The sequence below is a fragment of the Klebsiella sp. K-Nf6 genome (assembly GCF_002806655.1).
Taxonomy (GTDB): domain Bacteria; phylum Pseudomonadota; class Gammaproteobacteria; order Enterobacterales; family Enterobacteriaceae; genus Klebsiella; species Klebsiella variicola.
Map to the genome: position 1 here is coordinate 159,182 of NZ_PIBN01000007.1, position 15,914 is coordinate 175,095.

Annotated in this window: 13 protein-coding genes; 9 read left to right on the forward strand and 4 right to left on the reverse strand. The window is 55.3% G+C overall.

Features of this window, described 5'->3' with window-relative positions; genetic code table 11:
* Positions 1 to 324 precede the first annotated feature (324 nt).
* Positions 325 to 1,800, reverse strand: coding sequence for a muropeptide MFS transporter AmpG (gene ampG / locus CWM61_RS14170; RefSeq protein WP_100631435.1), 1,476 nt, complete (start codon positions 1,798 to 1,800; stop codon positions 325 to 327).
* A gap of 43 nt (positions 1,801 to 1,843) precedes the next feature.
* On the reverse strand, positions 1,844 to 2,422 hold the full coding sequence (locus tag CWM61_RS14175; RefSeq protein ID WP_061155554.1) for a lipoprotein: 579 nt from the start codon (positions 2,420 to 2,422) through the stop codon (positions 1,844 to 1,846).
* 302 nt (positions 2,423 to 2,724) lie between these two features.
* On the opposite strand from CWM61_RS14175, the gene bolA reads away from it, so the two are divergent.
* The 9 genes from bolA (at position 2,725) to CWM61_RS14230 (ending at position 13,283) form a co-directional block, all read left to right on the forward strand.
* The gene (gene bolA / locus CWM61_RS14180) at positions 2,725 to 3,042 is read left to right on the forward strand and encodes a transcriptional regulator BolA (RefSeq protein ID WP_002891649.1); all 318 of its coding nucleotides are present in this window, start codon (positions 2,725 to 2,727) and stop codon (positions 3,040 to 3,042) included.
* A gap of 345 nt (positions 3,043 to 3,387) precedes the next feature.
* Positions 3,388 to 4,686: a trigger factor gene (tig, locus tag CWM61_RS14195; RefSeq protein ID WP_061155553.1), complete on the forward strand. Its 1,299-nt coding sequence runs from the start codon at positions 3,388 to 3,390 to the stop codon at positions 4,684 to 4,686.
* A gap of 309 nt (positions 4,687 to 4,995) precedes the next feature.
* Positions 4,996 to 5,619 carry an ATP-dependent Clp endopeptidase proteolytic subunit ClpP gene (gene clpP, locus CWM61_RS14200; protein ID WP_002891804.1) on the forward strand — a complete coding sequence of 208 codons (624 nt, stop codon included), beginning with the start codon at positions 4,996 to 4,998 and terminating at the stop codon, positions 5,617 to 5,619.
* A 250-nt stretch (positions 5,620 to 5,869) separates the two neighbouring features.
* The gene (gene clpX / locus CWM61_RS14205) at positions 5,870 to 7,144 is read left to right on the forward strand and encodes an ATP-dependent protease ATP-binding subunit ClpX (RefSeq protein ID WP_061155552.1); all 1,275 of its coding nucleotides are present in this window, start codon (positions 5,870 to 5,872) and stop codon (positions 7,142 to 7,144) included.
* Positions 7,145 to 7,327: 183 nt separating this feature from the next.
* On the forward strand, positions 7,328 to 9,682 hold the full coding sequence (gene lon / locus CWM61_RS14210; RefSeq protein WP_061155551.1) for an endopeptidase La: 2,355 nt from the start codon (positions 7,328 to 7,330) through the stop codon (positions 9,680 to 9,682).
* Between the two features lie 209 nt (positions 9,683 to 9,891).
* Positions 9,892 to 10,164, forward strand: coding sequence for a nucleoid-associated protein HU-beta (gene hupB / locus CWM61_RS14215; protein ID WP_002444653.1), 273 nt, complete (start codon positions 9,892 to 9,894; stop codon positions 10,162 to 10,164).
* A 214-nt stretch (positions 10,165 to 10,378) separates the two neighbouring features.
* A complete protein-coding gene (gene ppiD / locus CWM61_RS14220; protein WP_061155550.1) occupies positions 10,379 to 12,253 on the forward strand; it encodes a peptidylprolyl isomerase in 1,875 nt (624 codons plus the stop codon).
* A gap of 148 nt (positions 12,254 to 12,401) precedes the next feature.
* Entirely contained in the window at positions 12,402 to 12,770 is a 369-nt protein-coding gene (locus tag CWM61_RS14225) for a helix-hairpin-helix domain-containing protein (protein WP_077268420.1), read from the forward strand.
* 111 nt (positions 12,771 to 12,881) lie between these two features.
* Complete coding sequence (locus CWM61_RS14230) at positions 12,882 to 13,283, forward strand: YbgC/FadM family acyl-CoA thioesterase (protein ID WP_023288617.1); 402 nt, start codon at positions 12,882 to 12,884, stop codon at positions 13,281 to 13,283.
* Positions 13,284 to 13,394: 111 nt separating this feature from the next.
* On the opposite strand, the gene queC is transcribed toward CWM61_RS14230, so the two are convergent.
* Positions 13,395 to 14,096, reverse strand: a complete 702-nt coding sequence (gene queC / locus CWM61_RS14235; protein WP_074386732.1) for a 7-cyano-7-deazaguanine synthase QueC — start codon at positions 14,094 to 14,096, stop codon at positions 13,395 to 13,397.
* A 66-nt stretch (positions 14,097 to 14,162) separates the two neighbouring features.
* Positions 14,163 to 15,863: an SgrR family transcriptional regulator gene (locus CWM61_RS14240; RefSeq protein WP_074386731.1), complete on the reverse strand. Its 1,701-nt coding sequence runs from the start codon at positions 15,861 to 15,863 to the stop codon at positions 14,163 to 14,165.
* Positions 15,864 to 15,914 lie beyond the last annotated feature (51 nt).

A 15,914-nucleotide genomic window follows, 5' to 3' on the forward strand; every position in this document is an offset into this window, starting at 1 on the left:
CGCTTGCAAAGCCTGAATTTCATGGGATTGATAACGAAAGGGATAAGAAAAGGAGTACTTAGCGGCGAATGGGCATAACCACCCATAAATTAGAACAATTGTTTAACATTTAATTATCAAATAAAAGACATTGTGAAAACCTAAAATAAAATCGCTGTAGCTGAATCGGTTAAATTATTTAAAGAATCGAATGAAAACTGTCAATAATTTCCAGAAATCAAAAACGCACAAAACAACAAATAGCGCGGCGGACAATATAAAAGCGTTAATAAGCCGTTATAATTACGTTTCGTAATTACAACGGCTAATAATGATGCAGCGTCCTTAAATCAGGCGAGTTTTACGCAGTGCCAGGTAGTCGAGCAGACCGCCGAACAAAATACCGCCAACGGCAGTCAGCGCGGCAACCTCCAGCAGACCCGACAGGAATGAGAAGGCGGTGTAATCCAGGGCGTTCATGACCAGCAAAGCCAGCCATACCGTCAGCAGCAGGCAGCCCAGTGCCAGGATCCCCAGCGCCAGCGCATAGGCCTGCGGGTATTCCCTTCGCGGCATGAAGCTTGCCGTACGTTGGGTATGCTCAAGCGTTTGCCGGCACAGCAGCAGCAGGGCAATCCCCGGCACCGCCGCCACGACCGAGAAGAGATAGAACGTCGACCAGCCGTGGGCCTCGACAAACCAGCCGGCGATTGGCCCAACGTACACGCGGCCGACCGCAGACAGCGCAGAGAGCAGCGCGAACTGGGTGGCGGAGAATGATTTATTGCACAGCGTCATCAACAGTGCGACAAACGCCGCTGTCCCCATTCCCCCGCACAGGTTTTCAAAGAACACGGCGGTTGCCATGGAATAGAGGTGCTTATCGGTAATCGACAGCAGCCAGTAGCCGGCGTTGGAGACCCCCTGCAGCACACCGAAGATCAGCAGCGCCCGAAACAGTGTCAGCCGCTGCATCAGGACCCCGCCGTACAGGGCACCGAGAATGGTGGCAAACAGGCCCAAAGTTTTGTTCACCATCCCGACTTCTCCGGCATCAAAGCCAACGCCGCGGATGAGGAAGGTCGTGGTCAGGCTCATGGCAAACGCATCGCCAAGCTTATAAAGGACGATGAGCAGCAGAATAAGCCAGGCGTTATTGCGACCGAAAAAATCGCGCAGCGGTTCGGCGACCGCCTGCTCCAGCGACCTGGGAACCGGGATAATGTCGCTCGGCTCGGGTGCCAGCAGTGTGGCGATGATACAGGGCACCAGCAGCGCCGCCATCAGCCAGTACATCCCCTGCCAGCCGAGATAGCGGTCGGCAAGCCACAGAGCCAGACCACCGGACACCAGCATCCCAAGGCGATAGCCCAGCACGCTGATCGCGGCGCCGGTACCGCGCTCTTCCGCCGGCAGAACGTCGGTTTTCCAGGCATCGAACACGATATCCTGTGACGCCGAGCAGAAGGCGATCACCACCGCCAGCGCCGCCATCCAGCGGAGCTGGGAGACGGGCTCAAGAAAGCCCATCGCCGCAATGGCCAGCAGGAGCAGGACCTGGGTAGTCAGCAGCCAACCGCGACGACGCCCAAGAAACGGCGGCGTATAGCGGTCCATCAGCGGGGACCAGAGAAATTTAAAGACATAGGCCTGGCCGACGAGTGAGAAAAAACCGATCGTTTTCAGATCGATATTTTCCACCGTCATCCAGGCCTGCAGGGTACCGGAGGTGAGAGCCAGCGGCAGGCCTGAGGCGAAACCGAGGATCAGCAAAATCGCTGATTTCGGCTGTTGAAAAATGCGTAAGTAATGACTGGACATAGCATAAAGCACGAACCCGGCTGAGGCCGGGTTCGTGGTGGCATTAACGCGCGTTTTGCTTGATGAAATCGTGGATGCTGGTGTCCTGCGCCATATCGGCGATGGTATCGGTCAGGACGCTGTTAACGGCATCAGCGATGTTCTTGTTCGAGGCCTGGAAAGCGCCTTCAATGGAGTAGCTGGCGCGGTAGTTTTTGGTCATCTTCGTGCCGTTTGCCGCGGTGGCGATGATGGCGATATCTGCTTTCGTGGCGATGTTGTAACGCACATTACCCTGGGAGACGTCAGCGTAGAGTTTGTTGACGATAATTTGCAGATCAACCGCGCCGTTCGGGCCAATCATATAACCGCGTGCGGTCATCTGTTTCTCCAGCACTTCCTGCAACAGGAAGCGCAGATCGCGGGAGGCGGTGAGGGTGACCTGCTGATTGTCACGCGTGACTTTTGCCAGCGCCTGGTCCGGACGCTGGTCAGCGCCGTTGATGCTGACGGTCACGCCCATCAGGCTCGGATCCTGCTGCGGCAGCGTGATTTTCGGCGATACTTCAATGGTGGTCGGCGGCGTGGCGCATCCTGCCAGCATAAACATGGCGACCAACGGGAAAAGGATCTTCTTAAGCATGTTCAGGTCTCAACGCATGGTGTTGTTATAAGGAAAATTACCGCCATCATAGCATTGCCAACGGCAAGGGGAAGTGGCAACGCGTGTAAATCCATCGCCCTGGCGGTTTTCTGAGCGTCCGGCCATGGTTAATCGCTTTTTCCCCGGCAGTTCTGGCGACCAGAGCCAGTAAACGTGATACTTTTGAATGAAAATATCAGAACAATGCTAATTTTTTGTTGTTTTCTCCTAATGGAAGCGGTAAAAGCGGCTAACATTTATAGGGAGTGGCGGCATCTCAGCGTTGTCGGAGGAGAAAATTCATGATGATACGTGAACAGATCGAAGCAAAACTTAGAGCAGCGTTCGACCCGATGTATCTCGAAGTCGTGGATGAAAGTTATCGTCACAACGTCCCAGCGGGCTCTGAAAGTCATTTTAAAGTGGTGTTAGTGAGCGATCGCTTCACTGGCGAGCGTTTCCTCAATCGCCACCGTATGATCTACGGCACGCTAACTGAGGAGCTGTCGAATACGGTGCATGCCCTGGCGCTGCACACCTACACGATTAAAGAGTGGGAAGCACTACAAGATACGGTTTTCGCCTCGCCGCCTTGCCGCGGTGCGGGGAGTATCGCCTAGAAATCCCATTTGCAACCGCTGGCGCTTTTCCAGTATGTTGCTTGCAGATTTAGCAAAAACGGCCTACGGGCCGTTTTGTTTTGCCTGGAAAATGCGCAAAGTTAGCGCTTTTGCGGACAAATTTGAGCGGGAAATGTGAAAAATGCCGCAGCAGTGGGCGACAACCGTTCTCGACTCACAAAAGTGATGCCGCTATAATGCCGCGTCTTATATATGAATGTCTTCGGGATGATTCTGACGACAGGGAATGTGTTTCTGATTTGAAGAGGGCATCCCGGTTCTGCGAAGCCACCTACACGCGCTTCCAGAGTTGACCGAGCACTGTGATTTTTTTGAGGTAACAAGATGCAAGTTTCAGTTGAAACCACTCAGGGCCTTGGGCGCCGTGTAACGATTACTATCGCCGCTGACAGCATCGAGAATGCTGTCAAAAGCGAGCTGGTCAACGTAGCGAAAAAAGTTCGCATTGACGGCTTCCGTAAAGGCAAAGTGCCGATGAATGTTGTTGCTCAGCGTTATGGCGCATCCGTTCGCCAGGACGTGCTGGGCGACCTGATGAGCCGTCATTTCGTTGACGCGATCATCAAAGAGAAAATCAATCCGGCTGGTGCGCCGAACTACGTTCCGGGCGAATACAAACTGGGCGAAGACTTCACCTACGCGGTAGAGTTCGAAGTGTATCCGGAAGTTGAGCTGCAGGGTCTGGACGCGATCGAAGTTGAAAAACCGGTTGTTGACGTGACCGACGCTGACGTGGACACCATGCTGGAAACCCTGCGCAAGCAGCAGGCGACCTGGAAAGACAAAGACGGCGCCGTTGACGCTGAAGATCGCGTAACCATCGACTTCACCGGTTCCGTAGACGGCGAAGAGTTCGAAGGCGGTAAAGCCTCTGACTTCGTACTGGCAATGGGCCAGGGTCGCATGATCCCGGGCTTCGAAGACGGTATCAAAGGTCACAAAGCGGGTGAAGAGTTCACCATCGACGTGACTTTCCCGGAAGAGTACCACGCAGAAAACCTGAAAGGTAAAGCGGCTAAGTTCGTTATCAACCTGAAAAAAGTTGAAGAGCGTGAACTGCCTGAGCTGACCGAAGAATTCATCAAACGTTTCGGCGTGGAAGATGGTTCTGTCGCTGGCCTGCGCGCTGAAGTGCGTAAAAACATGGAACGCGAGCTGAAAGGCGCTGTACGTAACCGCGTGAAGTCTCAGGCAATCGAAGGTCTGGTTAAAGCTAACGAGATCGACGTTCCGGCTGCCCTGATCGACAGCGAAATCGACGTGCTGCGTCGCCAGGCTGCTCAGCGTTTCGGTGGCAACGAGAAACAGGCTCTGGAACTGCCGCGCGAGCTGTTCGAAGAGCAAGCTAAACGCCGCGTCGTTGTCGGTCTGCTGCTGGGCGAAGTGATTCGCACCAACGAGCTGAAAGCTGACGAAGAGCGCGTGAAAGGCCTGATCGAAGAGATGGCTTCTGCGTACGAAGATCCGTCAGAAGTCGTTGAGTTCTACAGCAAGAACAAAGAGCTGATGGACAACATGCGCAACGTGGCGCTGGAAGAGCAGGCTGTTGAAGCCGTGCTGGCGAAAGCCAAAGTGTCTGAAAAAGCCACTTCCTTCAACGAACTGATGAACCAGCAGGCGTAATTTCGCCGCGATTGTTTAAGGTTCGAGCAAAAACCCGTTGCCGAAAGGCGGCGGGTTTTTTTTTAGGATAATGATAGCCTCAGGCACGGTGCTAAAACGCATTTACCATGATAGCGTTACAGCAAAAGCTTGTTATGCTTGAAATATGGCAACACCATCCCCATTACCGGGGGAGGCAACTGCATCCGCAATCGCACGCGTGTTAAAGAGGCGGTGACGCGTTCAGCGGATAGAAACTGTGGCTGATAATCCGTCCGTAAGGTTACAATCAGTGCAGCAGGTATTTTAAAATTACTCCAGGAGACGGAAATGTCATACAGTGGCGAACGAGACAACTTTGCACCCCATATGGCCCTGGTGCCGATGGTCATTGAACAGACCTCACGCGGTGAACGTTCTTTTGATATCTACTCCCGTCTGCTTAAGGAACGCGTCATTTTTCTGACCGGCCAGGTCGAAGACCACATGGCAAACCTGATCGTGGCGCAGATGCTGTTTCTGGAAGCGGAAAACCCGGAAAAAGACATTTACCTGTACATTAACTCTCCGGGCGGGGTGATCACCGCCGGGATGTCGATTTATGACACCATGCAGTTCATCAAGCCGGACGTCAGCACCATCTGTATGGGCCAGGCCGCTTCCATGGGGGCGTTCCTGCTGACCGCCGGGGCGAAAGGCAAGCGCTTCTGCCTGCCGAACTCCCGCGTGATGATCCACCAGCCGCTGGGCGGCTATCAGGGACAGGCGACGGATATTGAGATCCACGCCCGCGAAATCCTGAAGGTGAAAGGGCGCATGAATGAGCTGATGGCGCATCATACCGGCCAGTCTCTTGAGCAGATTGAGCGTGACACCGAGCGTGACCGCTTCCTTTCTGCTGCGGAAGCCGTGGAGTATGGGCTGGTCGACTCTATTTTGACCCATCGTAATTGATGCCCGAGGCGCAAGGGTGCCGCTTTACGCTTCATTCTTCTCGCCACGTTTTCGTGAGTGGTTGGCATTTTTCCGGACGCTTGCCGGTCAGGCTTGCGGCCGGTTGCTTTGCCAGCGCCTCGATGTAGCGCAAAGGATTTTGTGTATATACTAATGAAGGGCGGCACAACGCTATATGGCGGCTTGCGCCTGAGAATGGCATTTGCGTCGTCGTGTGCGGCACAAAGAACTTAAAAAGAGGTTTGGACTCATGACAGATAAACGCAAAGATGGATCGGGCAAATTGTTGTATTGCTCTTTTTGCGGCAAAAGCCAGCATGAAGTGCGTAAGCTGATCGCCGGGCCATCCGTGTATATCTGCGACGAATGCGTTGATTTATGTAACGACATCATTCGCGAAGAGATTAAAGAAGTTGCGCCGCACCGCGAGCGCAGCGCGTTGCCGACGCCGCACGAGATTCGCCACCACCTTGATGACTACGTCATCGGTCAGGAACAGGCGAAGAAAGTGTTGGCGGTCGCGGTATACAACCACTACAAACGTCTGCGCAATGGCGATACCAGCAATGGCGTAGAGCTGGGTAAAAGTAACATTCTGCTGATCGGGCCGACCGGTTCCGGTAAAACGCTGCTGGCGGAAACGCTGGCGCGCCTGCTGGATGTGCCGTTTACCATGGCAGACGCCACCACCCTGACCGAAGCGGGTTATGTGGGTGAGGACGTCGAAAATATCATTCAGAAACTGCTGCAGAAGTGCGACTACGACGTGCAGAAAGCGCAGCGCGGCATCGTCTATATCGACGAAATCGACAAAATTTCGCGTAAATCCGATAACCCGTCGATTACCCGCGACGTCTCCGGCGAAGGCGTACAGCAGGCGCTGCTGAAGCTTATCGAAGGCACCGTCGCCGCCGTTCCACCGCAGGGCGGACGTAAACATCCGCAGCAGGAGTTCTTGCAGGTTGATACCTCCAAGATCCTCTTCATCTGCGGCGGCGCGTTTGCTGGCCTGGACAAAGTGATTTCCCACCGTGTTGAAACCGGCTCTGGCATTGGTTTTGGCGCGACGGTAAAAGCGAAGTCCGACAAAGCCAGCGAAGGTGAGCTGCTGTCTCAGGTTGAACCGGAAGATCTGATCAAATTTGGTCTGATCCCTGAATTCATCGGTCGTCTGCCGGTGGTGGCGACGTTGAATGAGCTGAGCGAAGAAGCGCTGATCCAGATCCTGAAAGAGCCGAAAAACGCCCTGACCAAGCAGTATCAGGCGCTGTTTAGCCTTGAGGGCGCAGAACTTGAATTCCGCGACGAAGCGCTGGATGCTATCGCCAAGAAAGCGATGGCGCGTAAAACCGGCGCCCGTGGCCTGCGCTCGATTGTGGAAGCGGCGCTGCTGGATACCATGTATGACCTGCCTTCGATGGATGATGTCGAAAAAGTGGTCATTGATGAGTCGGTTATCGAGGGTCAGAGCAAACCGCTGCTGATCTACGGTAAACCGGAAGCCCAGCAGGCATCTGGTGAATAATTAACCATTTCACTCAAGCAGTTAACAAAAAGGGGGGATTTTATCTCCCCTTTTATTTTTCCTGCATTCCCGCCGTTGAATGTGTGGAATACATCCCCATATACTGGATTACATATTAACGACGATGCAGTGGAGTATGGCGTCGTCGGCTACCTGGCGGACTTTAAACTAAGAGAGAGCTCTATGAATCCTGAGCGTTCTGAACGCATTGAAATCCCCGTATTGCCATTGCGCGATGTGGTGGTTTATCCGCACATGGTCATACCCCTGTTCGTAGGGCGGGAAAAATCTATTCGTTGCCTCGAAGCGGCCATGGACCATGATAAAAAAATCATGCTGGTTGCGCAGAAAGAAGCGTCGACGGATGAGCCGGGTGTAAACGATCTTTTCACCGTTGGAACCGTGGCGTCTATTTTGCAGATGCTGAAGCTGCCGGACGGTACCGTGAAGGTGCTGGTCGAAGGGCTGCAGCGTGCACGTATTTCTGCGCTGTCTGATAATGGCGAACATTTCTCGGCGAAAGCGGAGTATCTCGACTCGCCGGCGATTGACGAACGTGAGCAGGAAGTGCTGGTTCGCACCGCTATCAGCCAGTTTGAAGGCTATATCAAGCTGAACAAGAAGATCCCACCGGAAGTGCTGACGTCGCTGAACAGTATCGACGATCCGGCGCGCCTGGCGGATACCATCGCGGCACACATGCCGCTGAAGCTGGCTGACAAGCAGTCCGTGCTCGAGATGTCCGACATCAACGAACGTCTGGAATATCTGATGGCGATGATGGAATCGGAAATCGATCTGCTGCAGGTTGAGAAGCGCATTCGCAACCGCGTCAAAAAGCAGATGGAGAAATCCCAGCGCGAGTACTATCTGAACGAGCAAATGAAAGCGATTCAGAAAGAACTCGGCGAGATGGACGATGCCCCGGACGAAAACGAAGCGCTGAAGCGTAAGATCGACGCGGCGAAAATGCCGAAAGAGGCGAAAGAAAAAACCGAAGCGGAACTGCAGAAGCTGAAGATGATGTCGCCGATGTCTGCGGAAGCGACCGTCGTGCGTGGCTACATCGACTGGATGGTGCAGGTGCCGTGGAATGCGCGCAGTAAGGTCAAAAAAGACCTGCGTCAGGCCCAGGAAATCCTCGATACCGATCACTATGGTCTGGAGCGCGTGAAGGATCGCATCCTTGAATATCTCGCGGTGCAGAGCCGGGTGAACAAAATCAAGGGGCCAATCCTCTGTCTGGTGGGACCGCCGGGGGTAGGTAAAACCTCGCTGGGCCAATCGATCGCCAAAGCGACCGGACGTAAATACGTACGTATGGCGTTAGGTGGCGTGCGCGATGAAGCGGAAATTCGCGGCCACCGTCGGACCTATATTGGCTCGATGCCGGGCAAACTGATCCAGAAAATGGCGAAAGTGGGGGTCAAAAACCCGCTATTCCTGCTGGATGAGATCGATAAAATGTCTTCCGACATGCGCGGCGACCCAGCTTCAGCGTTGCTTGAGGTGCTGGATCCGGAACAGAACGTGGCCTTTAACGACCACTATCTGGAAGTGGATTACGATCTCAGCGACGTGATGTTCGTGGCGACGTCTAACTCCATGAACATTCCGGCGCCGTTGCTGGATCGTATGGAAGTGATTCGCCTCTCCGGTTATACCGAAGATGAAAAGCTGAACATCGCCAAGCGTCACCTGCTGCCGAAGCAGATTGAACGTAACGCGCTGAAGAAAGGCGAGCTGACCGTCGACGATAGCGCCATTATCGGCATTATTCGTTACTACACGCGTGAAGCGGGGGTTCGAAGCCTGGAGCGTGAAATCTCCAAGCTGTGCCGTAAAGCCGTAAAACAGCTGCTGCTGGATAAAACGCTGAAACACATCGAGATTAACGGTGAGAATCTGCACGATTATCTCGGCGTACAGCGCTTTGACTATGGCCGTGCCGATAGCGAGAACCGCGTTGGTCAGGTGACCGGTCTGGCGTGGACGGAGGTGGGTGGCGATCTGCTGACCATCGAAACCGCCTGCGTACCAGGCAAAGGCAAGTTGACCTATACCGGCTCGCTGGGTGAAGTCATGCAGGAGTCGATTCAGGCTGCGCTGACCGTGGTACGTTCGCGGGCGGATAAACTGGGCATTAACGCCGACTTCTACGAGAAGCGTGATATTCACGTCCACGTACCGGAAGGGGCGACGCCGAAGGATGGTCCGAGCGCGGGTATCGCCATGTGTACGGCGCTGGTCTCCTGTCTGACCGGTAACCCGGTACGCGCTGATGTGGCGATGACCGGTGAAATCACTCTGCGTGGTCAGGTGCTGCCGATCGGCGGTCTGAAGGAAAAACTGCTGGCGGCGCATCGCGGCGGCATTAAGACTGTTCTGATTCCTGATGAGAACAAACGCGACCTTGAAGAAATTCCAGATAACGTTATCGCCGATTTGGATATCCATCCGGTGAAACGAATCGAGGAAGTTCTGACACTTGCGCTGCAGAACGAACCGTTCGGCATGCAGGTTGTGACCGCGAAATAGTGATTCTGCGCAAATTGCGCTAATAAAAATAGGGCTGGTAAGTCATTTCGGACTTGCCAGCCTTTTTTTGTGTAGCTAACTTAGATCGCTGGCAGGGGGGTCATCGACAACTGCTGTTGTAAGGGCATGACAGTCCTGATATAACTGCTGCGCGGTCGCACTATGAAGGACTCAGGTGCGATATAAATTATAAAGAGAGGAAGAGAACAGTGAATAAATCTCAACTGATTGACAAAATTGCTGCGGGTGCGGACATTTCTAAAGCTGCAGCTGGACGTGCGTTAGATGCTTTAATCGCTTCTGTTACTGAATCTCTGCAGGCTGGGGATGACGTTGCGCTGGTAGGTTTTGGTACCTTTGCTGTTAAAGAACGTGCCGCCCGTACTGGTCGCAACCCACAAACAGGTAAAGAAATTACTATCGCTGCCGCAAAAGTGCCGGGCTTCCGTGCTGGTAAAGCGCTGAAAGACGCGGTGAACTGATCGGCTTTCCCGTCAGGGAATGTGACGAAGTACAAGGGCGCATCGTGAGATGTGCCTTTTTTATTGCCTTTTCAGACCACTTTATGTGTGTTTATCGCCACTTGTGGGCTGACAATCACCCTGTTTTCTTGTCAAAATACGTCCTCACGCGCGGCGGCCATCACGTGCTATGCTGCGCGAGCTAAAGTCATCTACAGCGGAGCGTTGTTACACCATGATGGACAACCTACGCACGGCCGCCAACAGCGTCGTGCTCAAGATTATTTTCGGTATCATTATCGTCTCGTTCATTTTGACCGGGGTGAGTGGTTACCTGATTGGCGGTGGCAAAAACTATGCCGCAAAAGTGAATGGCCAGGAGATTGGCCGTGGGCAGTTTGAAAACGCCGTCGCCAGCGAACGTAACCGTATGCAGCAGCAGCTTGGCGACCAGTTCTCCGAGCTGGCGGCGAACGAAAACTACATGAAAACCATGCGCCAGCAGGTGCTGAACCGGCTGATCGATGAGTCGCTTCTGGATCAGTATGCCCGCGAGCTGGGTCTCAGCATCAGCGATGAGCAGGTGAAGCAGGCGATCTTCCAGACCCAGGCGTTCCAGACGAACGGTAAGTTCGACAACCAGCGTTTCAGCGGTATTGTCGCCCAGATGGGGATGACCACCGATCAGTACGCTCAGGCGCTGCGTAACCAGCTGACCACACAGCAGCTGATTAACGCCATTGCGGGTACCGACTTCATGCTGCCGGGCGAGTCCGATCAACTGGCGGCGCTGGTGTCTCAGCAGCGTGTCGTCCGCGAAGCGACCATCAACGTGAATGCCCTGGCGGCAAAACAGACGGCCAGCGATGAGGAAATCAACGCCTTCTGGCAGCAGAATCAGGCCCGTTTTATGGCACCGGAACAGTTCCGCGTCAGCTATATCAAAATGGATGCCGCCAGCATGCAGGAGAGTGCCTCTGACGAAGAGATTCAGTCATGGTATGACCAGCACAAGGATCAGTTCACTCAGCCGCAGCGCAACCGCTACAGCGTGATTCAGACCAAAACGGAAGCCGATGCGAAAGCGGTGCTGGCCGAGCTGCAAAAAGGGGCAGATTTCGCCACGCTGGCGAAAGAAAAATCGACTGATATTATCTCTGCCCGCAACGGCGGCGATATGGGGTGGATGGAAGATGCCTCTACGGTGCCTGAGCTGAAAGATGCCGGGCTGAAAGAGAAAGGCCAGCTGTCTGGCGTGATCAAATCCTCAGTTGGCTTCCTGGTGGCCCGTCTGGACGACGTCCAGCCGGCGCAGGTGAAACCGCTGGCTGACGTGCGCAATGACATTGCGGCGAAAGTGAAGCAGGAAAAAGCGCTGGATGCTTACTACGCGCTGCAGCAGAAGGTGAGCGATGCGGCCAGTAACGATAATGAATCGCTGGCGGGCGCGGCGCAGGTCGCCGGACTGAAGGTGGTGGAAACCGGCTGGTTTGGCCGCGATAACCTGCCGGAAGAGCTGAACTTTAAACCGGTCGCTGACGCAATCTTCAACGGCGGTCTGGTGGGTGAGAATGGCGCGCCGGGCAGCAACTCCGACATCATCACCGTTGACGGCGATCGCGCTTTTGTTCTGCGCATTAGCGAACACAAAGCCGAGGCGGTGAAACCGCTGGCCGAAGTGAAGGCGCAGGTCAGCGATATCGTTAAGCACAATAAAGCGGAACAGCAGGCGAAACTGGATGCCGACAAGCTGCTGGCGGCGCTGAAAGACGGCAAAGGCGATGAAGCGATGAAGGCGGCTGGCCTGAGCTTCGGCGCGCCGCAGACGCTTTCCCGTACCGGCCAGGATCCGCTGAGCCAACTGGCATTTACTCTGCCGCTGCCGCAGCAGGGCAAACCGGTCTATGGCGTTGGCAGCAATATGCAAGGCGATGTGGTGCTGGTGGCGCTGGATGAAGTGAAAGCAGGCAACATGCCGGAAGAGCAGAAGAAGGCCATGGTTCAGGGGATTACCCAGAACAACGCCCAAATCGCTTTCGAAGCGCTGATGAGTAACCTGCGCAAGGCGGCGAAAATTAAACTGGGCGACAGCATCGACCAGCAGCAGTAATTTCGCGTCGTCTCGCAAAAATGAGCAACACGATGTAATCCCCAAGGGCCGCTTTCGCGGCCCTTTCCATTTCTGTGATTTGCCTTTTGTCGGCCATCCGCACTGACGCTATCGTAACCTTGCTGTCTACACACAAGGAGATATCAGCATGAAATATGGAATAAAAGCACTGATGGCCGCGGGCGTACTGGTTTTCGCGGTAGGCGTACAGGGAGCGCTGGCTGCACCCGCCAGCGGCAAAGCGGCGGTGAATAAAGAAAATGTGCAGGCGACTACTTCGGCGAAGGCGGAAACGGTGCCCGGTGAGGCGGACAACGGGGTGACAAAGGTCAGCATTAACCGCGCCAGCGCCGAACAGTTGGCTCAGGCGTTGAATGGCGTGGGGTTGAAAAAAGCCCAGGCCATTGTCAGCTACCGCGAAGAGTACGGGCCGTTCAAAACCCTCGATGATCTGAAGCAGGTCCCGGGAATGGGCAGCTCGCTGGTGGAGCGCAATTTAGCCCATCTGACGCTGTAAATTTTATACCAGACCTTGCACAGCGGTGATTTTTTGCCAGGATAAAGAGGTTGCATCAAGTGGTGTGACCTCTTACCTCATAAACAACAATAACAGAAAGGCATTGGTGCTATGCAGACACAAATTAAAGTTCGCGGCTATCATCTCGACGTCTACCAGCATGTGAACAACGCACGCTACCTGGAGTTCCTTGAGGAAGCCCGCTGGGATGGCCTGGAAAACAGCCCCGCGTTTCAGTGGATGACGGAGAAAAATATCGCTTTCGTGGTGGTGAATATCAATATTAACTACCGTCGTCCGGCGGTACTGGGCGATGTGCTGACAGTGAGCAGCAAACTGGAGCAACTCAACGGCAAAAGCGGCACGCTAAGCCAGGTGGTCACCCTCAACCCCAATGGCGAAGTGGTGGCCGATGCGCTGATTACCTTCGTCTGTATCGATTTGAAAACCCAGAAGGCGCTGCCGCTGGAAGGGGAGTTGCGCGAGAAACTTGACCAGATGAACTTGCGTTGACAACCGTCGCGTGAGTGCCGGGCCCACGGCAGGTGATGAACCCGTAGCCCCGGTAAGCGTCGCGCCACCGGGGAATTTGAGTCAAAGCTCCGGTAAATCGCTCCCCGGAGGCTATGCCTGTGCCAGCCCGGTTTTTTGCTTCATCACCGCCATTATGCCGACCTTGTCCCCCAGATACTGGTTGAGTCCGTTTGCGCGCAGGTTACAGGCGGCGCACTGGCCGCAGCCATCGCCCTTAATGCCGTTGTAGCAGGTGAGGGTTTCCTGGCGCACCAGATCCAGCTGACCCCAGTAGTCGGCAAGCGCCCAGGTCTCGGCTTTATTCAGCCACATCAGCGGCGTCTCAAAGCGAATGTCTTTCGCCATCCCAAGGCTGACGGCGTGGTGCAGCGCTTTGACAAACTCATCGCGGCAGTCCGGGTAGCCGGAGAAGTCGGTCTCGCACACGCCGGTGATGATGGCTTCGGCTTTCACCTGATAGGCGTAGATTGCTGTCAGGGTTAAAAACAGAATATTGCGCCCGGGGACAAAGGTGTTGGGAATGCCCTCGGCATCAGGCTGATAGTCGGGTACCGGAATGTTATCGCGGGTCAGGCTGCTGACTGCCAGTTCGTTGAGCAGAGTGACGTCCAGCACTTTATGCGCGACAGCGCCCAGTTTCAGGGCGAGTTCGCGCGCCACGTCGATTTCCGCGCGGTGGCGTTGGCCATAATCAAAAGTGACGCAATGCACTTCATCATACTGCTGCAGAGCTTGCACCAGGCAGGTGGTTGAATCTTGTCCTCCGCTGAAGACAACTACGGCGCGTTTCATGGCAATTCCTGACTAAATGAGTAAAGGCGCTATGGTAGCGCCAGACGCGCGCGGCGACCAGCTCTCTCATGACGATGACGCCGGTAGCCAGGCGCTGGCGAAGTCGAACCAGCCCCGGGCGTTAAGACGCAGGCCATTGACCCCCGGTGGCGCGCTGATCCGATAGTTATATTTGAACAGCGGCGTCATGATGGCGTCTTCCATCAGACTGTTGAACACGTTGCGCAGCGCATCGTTGCGACTGCGGGCTTCGGGCTGCGCCTGCACGGCGTCTAATGTCGCCTGCAGATGGGCATATTGCGCCCCGGTCAGCAAATTAGGCCACAGCATATCGCAGCGCAGCCACTGTTCGAGGGCGTATTCAGGCGCTTCGCCGATTAGCCGGTCGCCCATCATCAGATCGGCCTGCCCCAGATGCTGACAGCCTTCCCAGTTTTTGGCGTCATGAAAAATGAGCGTCAGCTCGCAGCCCAGCAGAGCCAGCCGTTGCCTCAGCTGTTCGGCCATCGCATGAAGCTCGACCGGCAGATGATAGAGCAGGGTAAGTCTGGCCGGCAGCGGTACCGCGTTGTTTTCCGGTCCCTGCGGGATGGACCATCCTGGCAGCACCTCATGGCTCGGCGTAATCAGATCCTCCTCCAGCGGCAGCGTTTCCAGCAGCGACGAGTGATGGATTATCGACACCAGCCGCTGGGCCTGCGCTTTGCTAAGACGCGGGCTGTGGCGCAGGGTGAGATAACAGAAGCCAAGGCTGATACTGTTGCTGACCTGACGCAGATTGTGGAGCTCTTCGCGATCGCCGATGGTGATCTGCACCGGATGGCGGCAGCTGGTGCCGAGATCGCGGTCAAAGAGCTGAGGAGTGATCCAGTACTCCACTGCCTGGATCAGCGGATGCTGCAGGTGGTAACGGGGATGGTTCTCCAGGCGGACGAGTTCCGGACTGAACCGTTTCAGGCGGAATGGCCCGCAGCCGATGGCCGGATCGTCAGGATGCGCCAGCACGCTGCAGTAGCTGGCGAGACGGAACGGCAGCCAGTAGTCAGGACGATGCAGCGTGATGGTTAGACACTGGGCGTGAGTGACATCGATACGGCTAAGGCTGGCGAAGAGGGTCCGCAAGGCTGGCAGCTCAAGCAGCAGCCGTAACCGCTGCCGCAGCTGCGCGGTTTCCACCGCATCGCCATTGTGCCAGTACAGCGTAGAGCGAATATAAAAATGCCAGCGCAGGCCGTCCGGTGAGACCTGCCAGTGATGCGCCAGATCGCCGATCGGCATATTGTCGCCTTCGTCGAAGCGCGTTAGCCCGGCATAGATCTGCCCGGCCAGATGCTGCTCGGCGCGTCCGGGCAGAAAGCCAGGGCGCAACGGCTCCAGTGGGCGATAGTAAGGAATACGCAGCGTCGGAGTATTGTTTTGCCACTGACCGCCGAGGAAGGGATGGAGCAGGGCTTTCAGCTCCACCGGGGCCAGCTGCGCCAGCTCCAGCGCGTTTTGCTGCTGACCGTTGTTCAGCGCCTGCTCCATCATCTCGTTGCGCAGACTTTCCGGGGTTTTGTGAAATGAGAGCTGCCCGCGTTTGCCGCGCCCGGAGCTGGCCTGCCAGCTTAGCCACCCCGCCTCCTGCGCCTGACGCAGCAGAGTGCGGACGTGGCGTTCGCTGCAAAAACAGCGCTCCGCCAGTTCGCCGACGGTCACCTGCTGCGGCGCCCCGGCTGAGGGTTGCCACAATCGCTGGTACTGATTTAAACGGTGTAAGAGTCGCATGGGAGCCGTCGTCCACCGGGCCGCTGTAAACCCGGAACAATTAATAATATC

Coding starts and splice junctions, on each gene's coding strand:
- clpP (WP_002891804.1), top strand. CDS start 4,996: ATGTCATACAGTGGCGAACGAGACAACTTTGCACCCCATATGGCCCTG.
- ampG (WP_100631435.1), bottom strand. CDS start 1,800: ATGTCCAGTCATTACTTACGCATTTTTCAACAGCCGAAATCAGCGATT.
- CWM61_RS14240 (WP_074386731.1), bottom strand. CDS start 15,863: ATGCGACTCTTACACCGTTTAAATCAGTACCAGCGATTGTGGCAACCC.
- CWM61_RS14225 (WP_077268420.1), top strand. CDS start 12,402: ATGAAATATGGAATAAAAGCACTGATGGCCGCGGGCGTACTGGTTTTC.
- queC (WP_074386732.1), bottom strand. CDS start 14,096: ATGAAACGCGCCGTAGTTGTCTTCAGCGGAGGACAAGATTCAACCACC.
- bolA (WP_002891649.1), top strand. CDS start 2,725: ATGATGATACGTGAACAGATCGAAGCAAAACTTAGAGCAGCGTTCGAC.
- CWM61_RS14175 (WP_061155554.1), bottom strand. CDS start 2,422: ATGCTTAAGAAGATCCTTTTCCCGTTGGTCGCCATGTTTATGCTGGCA.
- tig (WP_061155553.1), top strand. CDS start 3,388: ATGCAAGTTTCAGTTGAAACCACTCAGGGCCTTGGGCGCCGTGTAACG.
- ppiD (WP_061155550.1), top strand. CDS start 10,379: ATGATGGACAACCTACGCACGGCCGCCAACAGCGTCGTGCTCAAGATT.
- clpX (WP_061155552.1), top strand. CDS start 5,870: ATGACAGATAAACGCAAAGATGGATCGGGCAAATTGTTGTATTGCTCT.
- lon (WP_061155551.1), top strand. CDS start 7,328: ATGAATCCTGAGCGTTCTGAACGCATTGAAATCCCCGTATTGCCATTG.
- CWM61_RS14230 (WP_023288617.1), top strand. CDS start 12,882: ATGCAGACACAAATTAAAGTTCGCGGCTATCATCTCGACGTCTACCAG.